At 68.8% G+C, this 14,037-nt stretch carries 15 protein-coding genes; 4 read left to right on the top strand and 11 right to left on the bottom strand.

Translation table 11 applies throughout. The annotated features are described in order from the left end of the window. Positions 1-21: 21 nt before the first annotated feature. From A9310_RS23505 to A9310_RS23475, 7 genes are all read right to left on the bottom strand, one after another. Positions 22-1,050 (bottom strand): glucosyl-3-phosphoglycerate synthase, encoded by a 1,029-nt coding sequence (locus A9310_RS23505; protein WP_065632646.1) that lies wholly within the window; start codon positions 1,048-1,050, stop codon positions 22-24. After that, positions 1,047-1,871, bottom strand: a complete 825-nt coding sequence (gene folP / locus A9310_RS23500) for a dihydropteroate synthase (RefSeq protein WP_137809065.1) — start codon at positions 1,869-1,871, stop codon at positions 1,047-1,049. Before folP ends, A9310_RS23505 begins: the two co-directional genes overlap by 4 nt. 71 nt (positions 1,872-1,942) lie before the next feature. Further along, the gene (locus tag A9310_RS23495; protein WP_065632644.1) at positions 1,943-3,748 is read right to left on the bottom strand and encodes a long-chain-acyl-CoA synthetase; all 1,806 of its coding nucleotides are present in this window, start codon (positions 3,746-3,748) and stop codon (positions 1,943-1,945) included. Between the two features lie 55 nt (positions 3,749-3,803). Further along, a complete protein-coding gene (locus A9310_RS23490) occupies positions 3,804-4,361 on the bottom strand; it encodes a TIGR00730 family Rossman fold protein (protein ID WP_065632643.1) in 558 nt (185 codons plus the stop codon). 43 nt (positions 4,362-4,404) lie between these two features. After that, positions 4,405-5,184: a TIGR00730 family Rossman fold protein gene (locus A9310_RS23485; RefSeq protein WP_065632642.1), complete on the bottom strand. Its 780-nt coding sequence runs from the start codon at positions 5,182-5,184 to the stop codon at positions 4,405-4,407. A 46-nt stretch (positions 5,185-5,230) separates the two neighbouring features. Next, positions 5,231-6,328, bottom strand: a complete 1,098-nt coding sequence (gene dapE / locus A9310_RS23480) for a succinyl-diaminopimelate desuccinylase (RefSeq protein WP_065632641.1) — start codon at positions 6,326-6,328, stop codon at positions 5,231-5,233. 4 nt (positions 6,329-6,332) lie between these two features. Beyond that, positions 6,333-6,848, bottom strand: coding sequence for a DM13 domain-containing protein (locus A9310_RS23475; protein WP_065632640.1), 516 nt, complete (start codon positions 6,846-6,848; stop codon positions 6,333-6,335). A 178-nt stretch (positions 6,849-7,026) separates the two neighbouring features. Here A9310_RS23475 and dapD point away from each other — a divergent pair, with 178 nt between their 5' ends. Further along, complete coding sequence (gene dapD / locus A9310_RS23470; RefSeq protein ID WP_083207513.1) at positions 7,027-7,992, top strand: 2,3,4,5-tetrahydropyridine-2,6-dicarboxylate N-succinyltransferase; 966 nt, start codon at positions 7,027-7,029, stop codon at positions 7,990-7,992. 48 nt (positions 7,993-8,040) lie between these two features. Beyond that, entirely contained in the window at positions 8,041-8,283 is a 243-nt protein-coding gene (locus A9310_RS23465; RefSeq protein ID WP_065632638.1) for a DUF3072 domain-containing protein, read from the top strand. Positions 8,284-8,295: 12 nt separating this feature from the next. On the opposite strand, the gene dapC is transcribed toward A9310_RS23465, so the two are convergent. Both dapC and fdxA read right to left on the bottom strand, forming a co-directional pair. After that, on the bottom strand, positions 8,296-9,438 hold the full coding sequence (gene dapC / locus A9310_RS23460) for a succinyldiaminopimelate transaminase (RefSeq protein ID WP_065632637.1): 1,143 nt from the start codon (positions 9,436-9,438) through the stop codon (positions 8,296-8,298). Between the two features lie 10 nt (positions 9,439-9,448). Next, a complete protein-coding gene (gene fdxA, locus A9310_RS23455) occupies positions 9,449-9,778 on the bottom strand; it encodes a ferredoxin (protein WP_058252527.1) in 330 nt (109 codons plus the stop codon). Between the two features lie 441 nt (positions 9,779-10,219). Between fdxA and A9310_RS23450 the strand changes: the two genes are divergently transcribed. Both A9310_RS23450 and A9310_RS23445 read left to right on the top strand, forming a co-directional pair. Then, the gene (locus A9310_RS23450) at positions 10,220-10,873 is read left to right on the top strand and encodes a cysteine dioxygenase family protein (RefSeq protein ID WP_065632636.1); all 654 of its coding nucleotides are present in this window, start codon (positions 10,220-10,222) and stop codon (positions 10,871-10,873) included. Beyond that, positions 10,870-11,244: a rhodanese-like domain-containing protein gene (locus tag A9310_RS23445; RefSeq protein WP_065632635.1), complete on the top strand. Its 375-nt coding sequence runs from the start codon at positions 10,870-10,872 to the stop codon at positions 11,242-11,244. Before A9310_RS23450 ends, A9310_RS23445 begins: the two co-directional genes overlap by 4 nt. A gap of 30 nt (positions 11,245-11,274) precedes the next feature. Here the strand turns inward: A9310_RS23445 and cofG are convergent, their stop codons facing one another. Next, complete coding sequence (gene cofG / locus A9310_RS23440) at positions 11,275-12,522, bottom strand: 7,8-didemethyl-8-hydroxy-5-deazariboflavin synthase CofG (RefSeq protein WP_065632634.1); 1,248 nt, start codon at positions 12,520-12,522, stop codon at positions 11,275-11,277. Beyond that, the gene (locus A9310_RS23435) at positions 12,519-14,021 is read right to left on the bottom strand and encodes an NAD(P)/FAD-dependent oxidoreductase (protein WP_139104736.1); all 1,503 of its coding nucleotides are present in this window, start codon (positions 14,019-14,021) and stop codon (positions 12,519-12,521) included. Before A9310_RS23435 ends, cofG begins: the two co-directional genes overlap by 4 nt. Positions 14,022-14,037: the final 16 nt, after the last annotated feature.

The raw sequence follows: 14,037 nt of genomic DNA, 5'->3' as shown, positions 1-14,037 counted from the left end.
GCCCATCAGGTCCGGAGCCGCCTAGGAGGCCATCTCCTCGGCCTTGGGAGCCAGGGCGCGCACGGTGTTCATCGGCGGACGATCCTCGAGATAGACCTCGGTGGTGTGCGGCGTGAAGGAGCCGTCGGGTTCGGCGGTGAACTGAGTGAGCCCGACGCCCGAGTCCTCGATGCCGCAGCGGCGCATCAGGGTTCCGACGATCTGGCGGCTCATGACCCCCAATTCCACCAGCGGGCGGTTGCGATGGGTTCGGACCCCGAGGTTGACCTGACCGATCCCGGCCAGGCCGTACCGGTCATAGGTGTCGATGAGAAGGCCGATCTCGACCCCGTAGCCCGGCGCGAACGGCACCGACGAGAGCAACTCGCGGGTGCCGGCGTACTCGCCGCCGAGTGGCTGGAGGACCGCGGTGAGATCCGGCTTCTGGGATGCCAGGAGGGGGCGTGCCACGAGCTCGGTCACGCGTCCGCCACCGTTCGCGTCGTGCGTACCGCCCGTGCGCAGCGGGCGCCGGTAGTAGCCCTTGACCAGCTGGATCTCGGGGTTCAGCAGGAGCGGACCGAGCATCTTGGGCACGAACATCGGGTCCGGGTCGATGAGATCGGAATCGACGAATGCGATGATGTCGCCGGTCGCCACGGCGACCGAACGCCACAGCACCTCACCCTTGCCCTTGACCGGGTCCAGCTCGGGTACCGCCTCCTCGCGGGAGATCACCTGCGCGCCGGCGGCGAGCGCGCGCTCGGCGGTGGCATCGGTGGAACCGGAGTCCAGGACGATGATCTCGTCGACCAGGGTGCCGTACAGCGGCATGATCGTGGCGATGACGTCGGCGACGGTCTCTTCCTCGTTCAGCGCGGGCAGCACCACCGAGATGGTCCGGCCGTTCTTCGCGTCGACGAGGTCGTCGATCGTCCAGTCCGGCTGCTCCCAGGTGTGGGTTGCCGACCAGCGCTGCTCGGTCCCCGGGGTCTGGGCGACCGTCGGCCACATGGCGGCCTTGTCCCGGCTGACGGTGCTGGGCTTACGTCGCTTCTGCTGCTTGGTCATGCGAGTCCCCTGACTGTTCGGGCGGGTGGTTTCGCTCCCGCGATGGCAGCGACCATGTCGACCACGCGACGAGTGGCAGCGACTTCGTGGACGCGGAAGATCCGGGCGCCTTGGGCGGCGGCCAGACTTGTCGCGGCCAGAGTCCCTTCCAATCGGTGCGTTAGGTCTGTACCCAGAGTCTCCCCTACGAAATCCTTGTTGCTCAGCGCCATCAGGACCGGCCAGCCCGTGTTAACAAGATCTTTTACACCGCGTAACAGAGCCAGCCCGTGGTGAGTGTTCTTGCCGAAATCGTGCGTCGGATCGATAACGATCGAGTCTCGACGCACCCCGGCAGCGAGCGCCCGGTCGGCCGCGGAGGTCACCTCCCGGATCACGTCGGCCACCACCGCGTCGACCGAATCCCCGTATGCGACGCGGTGCGGCCGGGTCCGCACCCGCGCGCCACCCGTGTGCGAGCAGACGATCCCGGCCCCGCGTTCGGCGGCGACGTCGACGACGTCGGGGTCGAATCCCGCCCAGGTGTCGTTGATGAGATCCGCGCCGGCGGCGCAGGCCTGGTCGGCGACCTCGCTGCGCCAGGTGTCGACGCTGATCAGCACGTCCGGATGCCGGTCGCGGATCCAGGCGATCATGCCGACGACCCGGGCGGCCTCGGTCGCGGCGTCGACCTCGCGTCCGGGTCCGGCCTTGACCCCACCGACGTCGATGATGTCGGCGCCCTCGGCGACGACCCGGTCGACGTGCGCCTGGGCGGCGGCGTCGTCGAAGCTCGCTCCTCGGTCGTAGAACGAATCAGGGGTGCGGTTGACGATCGCCATCACCAACGCGCGGTCGGTCGGCACCCGCCGCCCGCACAGCGTGTCCGACGCCGACGTCTCCGGGTCGGAACTCACCCCTTGGGCACCTTGGCGGCGGCCACGTCGTCGGGGTAGTCGTCGTAGAACTCGGTGTAGCCCTTTTCCTTGCCGAGCAACACGTAGAGCCGTTCGGCCTCGGCGTCGGTGTACCCCTCCTTGCGCAGCTCGACCTTGCGGTTCTTGAAGGTCGAGGTCTGCTCGAAATCGTCGACGATCCGCACGAACAGCGGCACCGCGTACGACGGCAGCGCGTCGTAGAGATGGCGGGCGAATGCGCCCGGGTCGAGGTCGGCGCCCTCGCGCAGCTTGATCGCGATCATCCCGGCGCGACCGTCGGTGCCGGGGACCTCGACGCCGTACGCCACCGACTGCGCGACGGCCTGATAGGAGTCGACCGCCCCCTCGACCTGGGTGGTGGCGACGTTCTCGCCCTTCCACCGGAAGGTGTCGCCGAGCCGGTCGACGAAGGCGATGTGCGCGAAGCCCTGATCGCGGACCAGGTCACCGGAGTTGAAGTAGGAGTCGCCGTCCTTGAAGGCGTCCCGGATGATCTTCTTCTCGGTCTCCTCGGAGTCGGTGTAGCCGTCGACGGGGACCCGGTCACTGATCTGGGCGAGCAGCAGGCCGGTACCACCCCGGCCGACCTTCACGAGCCGACCGTCGTCGCCGCGTTTGGGGTTCCCCTCCTCGTCGTATTCCACGATCTTGTACGGGAGCGGGCAGAAGCCGGCGGTCTTGTCGACGCTGAACGCGTTGACGAATGCGAGGTTCAGTTCGCTGGCCCCGTAGAACTCGACGACGCGGTCGACCCCGAAACGCTCGCGGAACTCGTCCCAGATGTCCGGGCGCATACCGTTGCCGACCACGGTGTGCACGGAATGCTGACGATCCGTGGGCTTCTCGGGCTGGACGAGGAGATAGCGGCAGAGCTCGCCGATGTAGCAGAAGGCCGTCGCACGGTTGAGGATCACGTCGTCCCAGAACTTCGACGCCGAGAACGAGCGTCCGATGGCGATGCACGCACCCGAGGCGAGGACCGAGGACAGTGACACCGACAACGCGTTGTTGTGGTAGAGCGGCAGCGGCACGTACATGGTGTCGCTGTGGCGCAACCGAACGGCGAGACCGCCGATGCCGGACAGGCTCGCCAGCCACCGGTTGTGGCTCATCACGCTGGCCTTCGGCATCCCCGTGGTGCCGGAGGTGAAGATGTAGAACGCCTTGGTCGATGCGGGCAGCTGCTCGGTGACCTCGGGATCGGCCTCCGAGAGTCCCTCGGCCGCGGCGTCGAACGCGGCGAAATCGTAGACGTGTTCGGGCAGGACCGATTCCGGGATCGACTCGAAGGCCTCCGCGCACTCGGGATCGTGGATGAGGACCTTGGCCTCGAGGAGGCCGACGCTGTGCTCGAGCACCTCGCCGCGCTGGTTGTAGTTCAGCATCCCGGCGATCGCGCCGAGTTTGACGGTGGCGAGCATCAGCAGCAGGTCGGTCGTGCAGTTCTTGGAGAGCAGCGCCACCACGTCGCCCTTGCCGACGCCGTCGGCGGAAAGTGCTGCGGCGTAACGGTTCACGCGGCGGTTGGCCTCGCCGTAGGTGGTCGTGCGGCCTTCGAACCGGACGAACGGCCGGTCGGGGTGTTCGGCCGCGTGCTTCTGGAAGACCGAACCGATGGTCCGCTTGGCCTCCGGTGGGCGTCGGATGAGCCCCGGCGCGTGCTTGATCATCCCGGTCGCATGTGGCGCCATCTTCACCACGCCGCGAAGGATGTCGGGGATACCGACGGTCTTCTTCACACTCTGCTGCCGACTGTCCTGCTGCTCGACCCCTTGGGACATCTGCCCTCCGCTCTCCCGCTGGCGTTTCGAGTGCCCCGCGCACTCAGGCGCTACCTTACCGGCCGGTAGCAAGGCCTTCCCGTGCTGTCGCCAACTCCACCGCGTCGTTGACCGACCGCGTGATGAGCAGCCGGTCGAGCGATCGTCGGGCGACGAACCCGGTTGTCGACAACTCTCGCAGCCAGTCGAGCAACGGCGCGTAGAAATCGACAGGATCGAGCAGGACGACCGGTTTGTCGTGCATCCCGAGGTAGCCCCCGGTCCAGGTCTCGAAGAGCTCCTCGAGCGTCCCGATCCCGCCTGGAAGGGTGATGAACCCATCGGCACGCTCGTCCATGAGGCGTTTGCGTTCGCGCATGGTCTCGGTGACCACGAGTTCGCCCGACCCGAGGTCGGCGACCTCGTGCTTCATCAGTGCGCGCGGGATGATGCCGACCGTGTGGCCACCGGCCTCGCGAGCGGCGTTGACCAGCGCGCCCATCATGGAGATGTTCCCGCCACCGGAGACGACCACATGCCCCTGTTCGGCGAGCGTCCGACCCACTTCGGCGGCGAGATCGAGGTAGGGCTGGTCGACGGGACCGGAGGCGCAATAGACGCAGACAGCACTCACCGGGCAATCGTGCCATCGTCGGCCGGGAAGGTCATATCGACCCTCAGGGTGTCGCGGCCTCGATCGCGGCGACCACGTCGTCGGGATCGTCGACGACGGTGAGCAGGTCCAGATCCTCGGGCGAGATCATCCCGCGCGCGGCGAGGACGTCGCGCATCCAGGCAAGCAGGCCGCCCCAGAAGTCGCTGCCCACCAGCACGATCGGGAACCGGACCACCTTCTTGGTCTGCACGAGGGTCAGCGCCTCGAAGAGTTCGTCGAGGGTGCCCATCCCGCCGGGGAGACAGACGAACGCCTGCGCGTACTTCACGAACATCGTCTTGCGCACGAAGAAGTAGCGGAAGTTCATGCCGAGATCGACCCACGGGTTGAGGCCCTGTTCGAAGGGCAGCTCGATGTTGAGTCCGATCGACTGCGCCCCGGCCTGATGTGCGCCCTGGTTGGCGGCCTCCATCGCACCGGGTCCGCCACCGGTGATGACCGCGTAACCGGCCTCGCCCAGCGCTCGGCCCACGCGGACACCGAGCGCGTACTCCGGCGACTCCGGATGCAGTCGCGCCGAGCCGAAGACGGTCACGGCCTCGGCGACCTCGCTCATCGCATCGAACCCGGCGACGAACTCGGACTGGATGCGCAGGACCCGCCAGGAGTCACGCATGGTCCGTTCAGAACGACGCGTGGCGTCGCGCGGGTCGACCCATTCCAGCAGGCGGCGGTCCGTGGTCTTGCCGCGCTGGTCTCGCCGAATCCGGATCGGGCCGACGTAGCAGGTGTCGGGGTTCGTTCCGTCTTCGACGGGTTCCGGTTCGGGCGTGGTCGACATAGCGGTCACGCTAGCAGCGCTGTCCGGTCCCGCCGGTCTCGCCAGTTCAGGACAGGTAGGTGCGCAGCAGGTCGGTCACCGCGCGGATCTGCTCCACCGGCACCCGTTCGTCGACGCGATGCGCGAGATTGGGATCGCCGGGGCCCAGGTTCACCGCGGGGATGCCCAGCGCCGAGAACCGCGACACATCGGTCCAGCCGTACTTCGCGCGGAAGCGTCCGCCCGCGGCCGCCACGAGCGCCGCGGCCGCCGGGTGCCCCAGCCCCGGCAGGGCGCCGGCCGCGGAATCGGTGACCTCCAGCCCGATCCTGCCGTCGGCCAGGTCGGCGGCGAACACCTCGCGCACGTGGTCGAGCGCCTGGTCGATCGAACGGTCCGGGGCGAAGCGGAAGTTGACATCGACGTGCGCGGCGTCGGGGATCACGTTGCCGGCCACCCCGCCGCCGACCGCGACCGCCGACAGACCCTCGCGGTACTCGCAGCCGTCGATGTCGACCCGACGGGCCTCGTAGCCCGCCAGCGTGGTCAGGACACCGCCGAGCTTGTGAATGGCGTTGTCGCCCATCCACGACCGGGCCGAGTGCGCTCGGGTTCCCGTCGTCGACAACCGGACCCGCAGCGTCCCCTGGCATCCGGCTTCGATGAGCCCCGCGGTCGGCTCGCCGAGGATCGCCACGTCACCGGCGAGCCACTCGGGGAGTTCGCGTTCGATGTCGTTCAGGCCGTTGAACTCCGCGGCAATCTCCTCGCAGTCGTAGAAGATCAGCGTCAGATCCGAGGCCGGCTCCGGCAGCGTCGCCGCGAGGTGGAGGAACACCGCGTCACCGGACTTCATGTCGACGGTGCCGCATCCGTGCAGCACGTCGCCCTCCGCCGGGTCCGTCTCCCGGCGGTGCGGGAGGTTGCCGGCGACCGGCACGGTGTCGAGGTGCCCGGCGAGGATGACCCGCTGGGCGTGTCCCCGGTCGGTCCGTGCGAGGACACGGTTGCCGTGGCGGAGGATCTCGAATCCGCTCGTCTGCGCGCGCAGGGCGGCCTCGACCGCGTCGGCGATGGCCGACTCGTTGCGCGACTCGCTCTCGATGTCGACGAGCGCGGCGGTCAGTTCGACGGGGTCGGCGGTCAGGTCGAGGTCGGTGCTCACTCCCTCACCGTAGTGAGCCCATCTCCGCGGCGCCGAAGGAGACGCTGAACTTCACGCACCAGAGGAACACCGACGGATAGTCGCCCAGCTCGACGTCGGCGGGGATCTCGTAGACCTGGTTGCCCTTGTTCCCCTTGATCATGCCGAGGTCGACGTGCGGGACGTCCGCGGCCGTTCGCCACCCGGCGAACCCCTCGACCACGTCCCCTTGCGACAGCCACACGTGGACATCAGGGCCGGTGGTCGTGTCCAGGTCCTCGATCGCCAGCACGCGTGAGCCGTCGGGCTGTTCGATGATCGAGACCGTTCCGGATGTCGAGTGCTCATGGCTGATCAGGCTGCCGCGCGAGACGACCACCGGCCCGGCGGGCGGCGGCTGCCCCGGCGTCGACGTCGTGGGGGTGACCGCGACCGGGATCGCGTCGTCGACCTCGGTGTCGACGAAGATCAGCCACGGCTGGAAGACGACGGCCCCGACCGCCAGCGCCGCCACGATCACGACGCCGACCCCGCCCACCACCCACGGCCAGCGGCGTCGGCGGCGCCGGGGCGGTACAGATGGCTGGGGATGACCGGTCATGCTGGCGACCCTACGAGCGGCGCACAGCGCGTGACCAGGTCTTTGGGCCGAATGGATGACGCCGGGGCACCGGTGGCGGGGCGGGGGCGCCGGTGTCGATCACCTAGACTCACCTGTCGTGACATCTACTGGCGCACACGCAACTGGCATCGCGACCGTGATCGACGGGGGTTCGACTCCCGGCGTCGTCCTCGACGTCTGGTTCCCCGAACCCGAACTCGACGGGGTCGAGACCGCGGAGACCGTGATCCTCGACGACGAGTCGACACCGGCCCACCTCCGTGAGCTGGTGGGCGTCGACGAGGCCCGCGGGGTCAAGACCGTCGCGGTCCGCACCGGCATCGCCGACATCTCCGCCGCACCCATCGACGCCTACGACGTCTACCTCCGACTCCACCTGCTGTCGCATCGCCTCATCACCCCGCACGGCGCCAACCTCGAGGGCATCTTCGGGATGCTCACCAACGTGGTGTGGACCAATCACGGCCCGTGTGCGGTCGACAACTTCGAGTCGGTACGGGCGAAGCTGCGCGCCCGCGGACCGGTCACCGTCTACTCGATCGACAAGTTCCCGCGCATGGTCGACTACGTGGTGCCCGGCGGCGTACGGATCGGCGACGCCGACCGCATCCGCCTCGGCGCGCATCTCGCGGCCGGCACCACCGTGATGCACGAGGGCTTCGTCAACTTCAACGCCGGCACCCTCGGGTCGTCGATGGTGGAGGGTCGCATCTCCGCGGGCGTCGTCGTCGGCGACGGCTCCGACATCGGCGGCGGCGCCTCGACGATGGGCACCCTGTCGGGCGGCGGCAAGAAGATCATCGCGCTGGGCAAACGCTGCCTCCTCGGCGCGAACTCCGGCTGCGGCATCCCGCTGGGTGACGACTGCGTCATCGAGGCCGGCCTCTACGTCACCGCCGGCACCAAGGTCACCGGACCCGACGGCACGCAGATCAAGGCGCGCGACCTGTCCGGCCAGTCCAATCTGCTCTTCCGTCGCAACAGCCTGACCGGCGCGGTCGAGGTCGTGCCGTGGAAGGGCGACGGCATCGCCCTCAACGAGGCGCTGCACAAGAACGACTGACGCCCTGGCTCACTGGCCGGATCTCCCATCCCGACGTATGGTGGGCACATGAGCACATCGAACAATCGTTCGACGAACGATACCGACGACGTCCTCGGCGCGGGCGCCGGAAACTCCACCGAGAAGGACCCGGACGACTGGGTGACCGGCGACGAGCCGATGACCGGCGCGCAGCGGAGCTATCTCGACACCCTCGCACGGGAGGCCGGCGAGACCCTCTCGGCCGACCTCACGAAGGCCGAGGCGTCCGAGGAGATCGACCGTCTGCAACAGAAGAGCGGCCGCGGCTGAGCAGGGCCGGTGTCAGGCGGCCAGTCGAGCGACGGCCGCATTGATCCGCTCATCGGTGGCGGTGAGCGCCATACGAACGTGGCGCTCACCCGCCGGACCGTAGAAATCGCCTGGAGCACAGAGGATTCCGCGGTCGGCGAGCCAGGCGACGGTCTCCCGGCACGGTTCGTCCCGGGTGGCCCAGAGATACAGGCCCGCCTCAGAATGGTCGACCCGGAAGCCCGCACCCTCCACGGCTGCTTTGAGCAGCCGACGACGCTCGGCATAACGCTCGCGCTGCTCGTCGACATGTGCGTCGTCGGCCAGTGCGGCGGTCATCGCTCCCTGGACGGGGAACGGCACGATGAGTCCGGCATGCTTGCGGACTGCGAGCAATTCGGCGATCAGTTCGGGGTCGCCGGCGAAGAATCCGGCGCGATACGACGCCAGGTTCGAGATCTTGGACAGTGAGTGGACCGCGAGCAGTCCGGTGTGGTCGCCGTCGCAGACCCTCGGGTCGAGGATCGACAGCGGCTCGCCCTCCCAACTCAGACCGAGATAACACTCGTCGGACACGACGACGGTCCCCCGCTCGCGCGCCCATCCCACGACTTTGCGGAGATGATCGAGGCCGAGGACCTTGCCGGTCGGATTCGACGGCGAGTTGATGAACATCAGCGCCGGGTTCATCGGTCCCAGCGCGACGGTCGAATCCGCCCGCACCGCCCGCGCACCGGCGAGCAGGGCGCTCACCTCATAGGTCGGGTAGGCGACCTCGGGGATGACCACGTCGTCGCCGGGTCCGAGCCCGAAGGTCGAGGCCAGGCCGGCGATCGCCTCCTTGGTACCGATGACCGGCAGGATTCCCGTCTCGTCGAGCGACGTGACCCCGTGGCGTCGGATCAGCGACCCCGCGGCCGCCTCCCGCAACTCGCGGGTCCCGATCGTCGTCGGGTAGCCCGGGAACGCCGAGTTCTCGGCGAGTGCGTCGCGGATGAGTGCGGGCACCGGGTCGACGGGCGTCCCGACCGACAGGTCGACGATGCCGTCGGCGTGGGCCTGAGCCGTCGCCTTCGCATCGGCGATCGTGTCCCACGGGAAGTCGGGCAGACGCCCGCTGACGCGGGTCGAGGAGACGCGCAGGGGCGCAGCCGTACGGGAGACAGGACTGCTCATGCGGAGGCGGTCAGTCCTCTTCGTTCATCGGCGGGAGACCCTTGATGAACGCCGGATCGGCCTCGGTCTTGCCGACCTTGCTGGCGCCGCCCGGGGAGCCGAGGTCGTCGAAGAAGTCGGCGTTCGCGCTGACGTAGGGCTCCCATTCGTCGGGAACATCATCCTCGTAGAAGATCGCCTCGACCGGGCACACCGGCTCACACGCACCACAGTCGACGCACTCATCCGGCTGGATGTAGAGCATGCGTCCACCCTCGTAGATGCAGTCGACGGGGCACTCCTCCACGCAAGCCTTGTCCAACACGTCGACGCAAGGCTCCGCGATGATGTAGGTCACCACTCACTCCTTCGCTAGGGAAGATCCGGGTCGGCGCGACGAGAAACGCAGTTCGGCGTCGAACGGCACTCCGGCGTCGGCGCCGGTGCGGCCCGAGGGCTGGTCGAACCGCACCCCACAGTATCCGCCCCGGGAGACGCTGCGACGAAATCGGCCCCCGTTCAGAGGCGCCCGAATCCGGGTTTGAGTAACGAGGATCACATCGCCGACCGCGAGACGCCGCTCCGGGTTTCGTTCAGCGTGCCGCCAAACCTCGACGCCGCGACGATCCGCGTGCAGAGTCGGGCGCATGATCGTCGTCGACGAATCCGTCCTCACCGGACACCGACCCGCGGGCGCGTGTGCCCGGGTGCCGCACCGACCCACCGCGCGGTCGATGTCGATGTGCTGTTGCTGAACCGATCGGCCTCACCACATCCTCTTCGACTCTCGCAAGGATTCGCCATGACCTCCACCCTCGCCCGCACCGAACGGGCGCCTCAGTCCGCCTTATCGTCTCTTTCCTCCGCCCGGAATCGTGCTCGGACGTCGTCGCCGCTGCGCGAGCGTCCGGGTACCGCGGCCCCGCGCGCCCTTGGTCACCTGCCGACGCGGCTCCGGCCCGCCGACCTCCTCCGCATCACCGACCAGGGCGTCGCAGACGTCCTCGACGGTCGCCACGACGACCTGCTCCCGGACGTCTGGGACGAACGGCATCGCTGGTCGACGCGCCTGCACGCCGACGACGACGTCGACGTGTGGCTGATCAGCTGGACGCCGGGCGAGGCCACCGAACTGCACGACCACGCCGGTTCGCTCGGAGCCCTGACGGTGTTGTCGGGCAGCTTGCGCGAGTACCACTGGACGGGAGACGATCTGGCGGTGCGCATCCTCGACGCCGGCGACCAGGCCGCCTTCCCTCTCGGGTGGGTGCACGACGTCGTGCGGAACCCGGTCGTCGCCGCCCCGGAAATCGGTGCGGAGACCAGCCCGCTGGTGACCCCGACGCTCAGCGTGCACGCCTACTCACCGCCGCTGACCGCGATGTCCTACTACGACATCTCCGAGGGCGGCCACCTGCGCCGCGACCGGACCGTCCTCACCGACCAGCCCGAATGAGCACTCCCCGCACCATCGACGACGTACTCGCCGACGCACGGTCGCGGATCGCGCGGGTCAGGGCCGCGGACGTCCCCGCCGAGCTGGCCGACGGGGCGGTTCTGGTCGACATCCGTCCCGCGGCGCAGCGCGCGGAGGAGGGCGAGGCCCCCGGAGCCCTCGTCATCGAACGGAATGTCCTCGAATGGCGGTGCGACCCGGCGAGCGACGCCCGCATCGACCAGGCCGTCGACCATGACGTCCGCTGGATCATCCTGTGCTCCCAGGGTTATACGTCGAGCCTCGCCGCCGCGGCGCTGCAGGATCTCGGGTTACATCGCGCCACCGACGTAGTCGGCGGATACGAAGCGCTCGCACCCGTTCTCGGCTGACTGCCACGCACCCGACGACAGGTGCTTCCCTCAAGCAACCGCCGGCCACGGACGCGGAGCCGGGCGGGTGTCGACGGCGAGGCCGGTCACCGGGTCGGCGAGCGCGGCGACGTGCTGGGTCAGTGCCGGGTCGATCCAGTCGGCACCGTTCAGCACATACGGCGGCTGCGCGGTGATGCGTTCGGTGAGAACGAAATCCGACTCCGCGGTGCGGGCGGCCAGGGCGTCGAGGTGAGGCCACGGGCGTTCCGGGTTGACGTGATCGGGCGTCAGCGGCGACACCCCACCCCAGTCGTCGACGCCGGACGCGATCAGCGCGGCACATTCCGCGGGTGACACCAGATTTGGCGGCGCCTGAATCCGCATGTGTGGGCCGAGGACAACCCGGGCGACCGCGACGGCGGCGAGGAACTCGGTCATCTCCGCGTCGGGGGTCGAGCGCATCGCGGTGTCCGGCTTCGCCCGGAAGTTCTGCACGATCACCTCCTGGATGTGCCCGCCTCGGGCGTGCACATCGGCGAGGGCCAGCAGCGATTCGGCCCGCTCGGTGAGTGATTCGCCGATCCCGACCAGAATCCCGGTGGTGAACGGGACGCGAGCGGTGCCCGCATCGCGCAGCACCTGCATGCGGACCAGCGGGTCCTTGTCGGGACTTCCGTAGTGTGCCTGGCCTTTCTCGGTGAACAGGCGACGCGACGTCGTCTCCAGCATCATGCCCATCGACGGTGCGACCGGGCGCAGGCGGAGCAGTTCCTCGAGGCTCATCACCCCGGGATTGAGGTGCGGCAGCAGACCCGTCTCCGACAACACGGCGACCGCGGCGGCACGAACGTAGTCCAGCGTCGAGGCATAACCCCGTTCGGCCAGCCATTCGCCGGCCTGCGGCCACCTGTCCTCGGGGCGGTCACCCAGCGTGAAAAGCGCCTCCTTGCAACCGAGTTCGGCACCGCGGCGCGCGAGGTCGACGACCTCGTCGAGTTCCAGATAGAGCCCCTCCCCCGCGCGGGCGAGTTTTCCGGGGACCGTGACGAAGGTGCAGTAGTGACACCGGTCGCGGCACAGGCGCGTCAGCGGGATGAACACCTTGCGGGAGTAGGTGACCTGCCGCGACCGGCCGACCGCGGCCAGCCCCTCGTCTCGGAGCGCCCCGGCGATCGATTGCAGTTCGACCAGGTCGTCTCCTGCGCAGGACAGGAGCGTCACGGCCTCGTCGAGACCGATCGGCGCCCGGTCGCGCGCGGCGTCCAGGGCCGCGCGGACGGTCAACTTCTCGGTCATTCCTCACCCTCCTCAGGTGTTCCGGTGCCGACGTCGGGACGGGGTTCGTACGGTTCGGGGTCGAAGGTGCCGTTGCGTTCGCGGAACGACGCCGCGGTGCCCGGCCACAACAGGGTCAGGCGACCGCTGTCGGGGTCGACATACCAACTCTCACAACCGGTCAGCCACACCGTCGACTCGCTGCGAGCGTCGATCTCCCGCGTGTATTCGTCTTCGGCGGCAGGCGAGACCGCCAGAGTCGTGATTCCGTTGCCGGCCATGTACTCCAGCGCGCCCAGGACGTAGTCGAGTTGCGTCTCGATCATGTAGATCGCCGAGTTGTGGCCGAGCGCCGCGTTGGGCCCGTCGAGGACGAACATGTTCGGGAATCCGCTGACCACGGTCGAGGCGTAAGACGTCATGCCCGCCGACCAGTGGTCGGACAGCCGCCGACCGGCACGACCGGTGATTCGCGATGCCGCGGGCGGGCGTGCGGATTCGAAACCGGTTGCCATCACCAGGACGTCGAGATCGTAGGTGTGACCACTGTGCGCGGTGGCCTTGGTCTCGGCGACCGACGTCAGAGCACTCGACTCGAACACCACATTGGACCGCTGCAGTGCCGGATAGAAGTCGTCGCTGAGCAGGATTCTCTTGCAACCGATCTCGTAGTCGGGGGTCAGTTGTTCACGGAGGTCGGCATCGGCCACCTGCCCGTGGAGGTGATCCCGTGCACGGGAACGGATCTCGTCGATGTCCGGATGCAACCCGAGCCGCTGCCGGAACGCCCCGTCGGCTTCGGTGAGCAGTCGGTCGCGCACCTCCGCCGCGACGACGGGGTCGAGCATGGCGGCCCGCTCGTCGTCGGTGTAGAGCCGGTCCGCGCGCGGCACGACATACGGTGGCGTGCGGCAGAACACGACGAGATCGTCCGCGGAGTCGGCGAGGTGCGGGATGAGCTGCACCGCCGACGCACCTGTTCCGACGACCCCGACCCGCGCGCCCGCAACGTTGACGTCGTCGTGCCAGGCGGCCGTGTGGACGACCTGTCCCGGGAAGGTGTCGAGTCCGTCGATGTCGGGGATGCGCGCCTCCGACAACCGTCCGACCGCCAGCACCAGCGAGCGAGCGCGGAAGGTGACGGCCCGGCCGTCCGGCGCCGCCGCCGTGATCACCCAGTGCGCCCCCTGCTCGTCCCAGACCGCTTCGCGTAGTTCGCGATTGAGCTCGATGCGGTCGGCGAGTCGTTCGTCGACGACGATCTGTTCGAGATAGCTGCGGATCTCGGCGCCACGAGGGAACCGCGCCGACCAGTCGGCCGGCGGCCGGAACGAGAACGAGTACAGATGGGCGGGGATGTCGCAGGCGATGCCGGGATAGGTGTTGTCGCGCCACGTGCCCCCCACGCCGTCAGCGCGTTCGAGCACGACGAAGGACTCCCGCCCGCGGCGCGCGAGCTGCGTCGCCATCCCGAGCCCGGCGAAGCCCGCGCCGATGATGGCGACATCCACGTCGTCCATCGTCAGGGCGCGCTGC

This window comes from Gordonia sp. UCD-TK1 (assembly GCF_001691435.1).
Lineage (GTDB): Bacteria > Actinomycetota > Actinomycetes > Mycobacteriales > Mycobacteriaceae > Gordonia > Gordonia hongkongensis.
This window is presented reverse-complemented; position numbering and strand designations above follow the sequence as displayed.

Excerpts from the sequence above, each read along its gene's own strand:
- A9310_RS23485 (WP_065632642.1), bottom strand. The coding sequence starts at position 5,184 with ATGTCGACCACGCCCGAACCGGAACCCGTCGAAGACGGAACGAACCCC.
- folP (WP_137809065.1), bottom strand. The coding sequence starts at position 1,871 with ATGGCGATCGTCAACCGCACCCCTGATTCGTTCTACGACCGAGGAGCG.
- A9310_RS23465 (WP_065632638.1), top strand. The coding sequence starts at position 8,041 with ATGAGCACATCGAACAATCGTTCGACGAACGATACCGACGACGTCCTC.
- A9310_RS23445 (WP_065632635.1), top strand. The coding sequence starts at position 10,870 with ATGAGCACTCCCCGCACCATCGACGACGTACTCGCCGACGCACGGTCG.
- A9310_RS23450 (WP_065632636.1), top strand. The coding sequence starts at position 10,220 with ATGACCTCCACCCTCGCCCGCACCGAACGGGCGCCTCAGTCCGCCTTA.
- cofG (WP_065632634.1), bottom strand. The coding sequence starts at position 12,522 with ATGACCGAGAAGTTGACCGTCCGCGCGGCCCTGGACGCCGCGCGCGAC.
- dapC (WP_065632637.1), bottom strand. The coding sequence starts at position 9,438 with ATGAGCAGTCCTGTCTCCCGTACGGCTGCGCCCCTGCGCGTCTCCTCG.
- A9310_RS23435 (WP_139104736.1), bottom strand. The coding sequence starts at position 14,021 with ATGGACGACGTGGATGTCGCCATCATCGGCGCGGGCTTCGCCGGGCTC.
- A9310_RS23505 (WP_065632646.1), bottom strand. The coding sequence starts at position 1,050 with ATGACCAAGCAGCAGAAGCGACGTAAGCCCAGCACCGTCAGCCGGGAC.
- A9310_RS23495 (WP_065632644.1), bottom strand. The coding sequence starts at position 3,748 with ATGTCCCAAGGGGTCGAGCAGCAGGACAGTCGGCAGCAGAGTGTGAAG.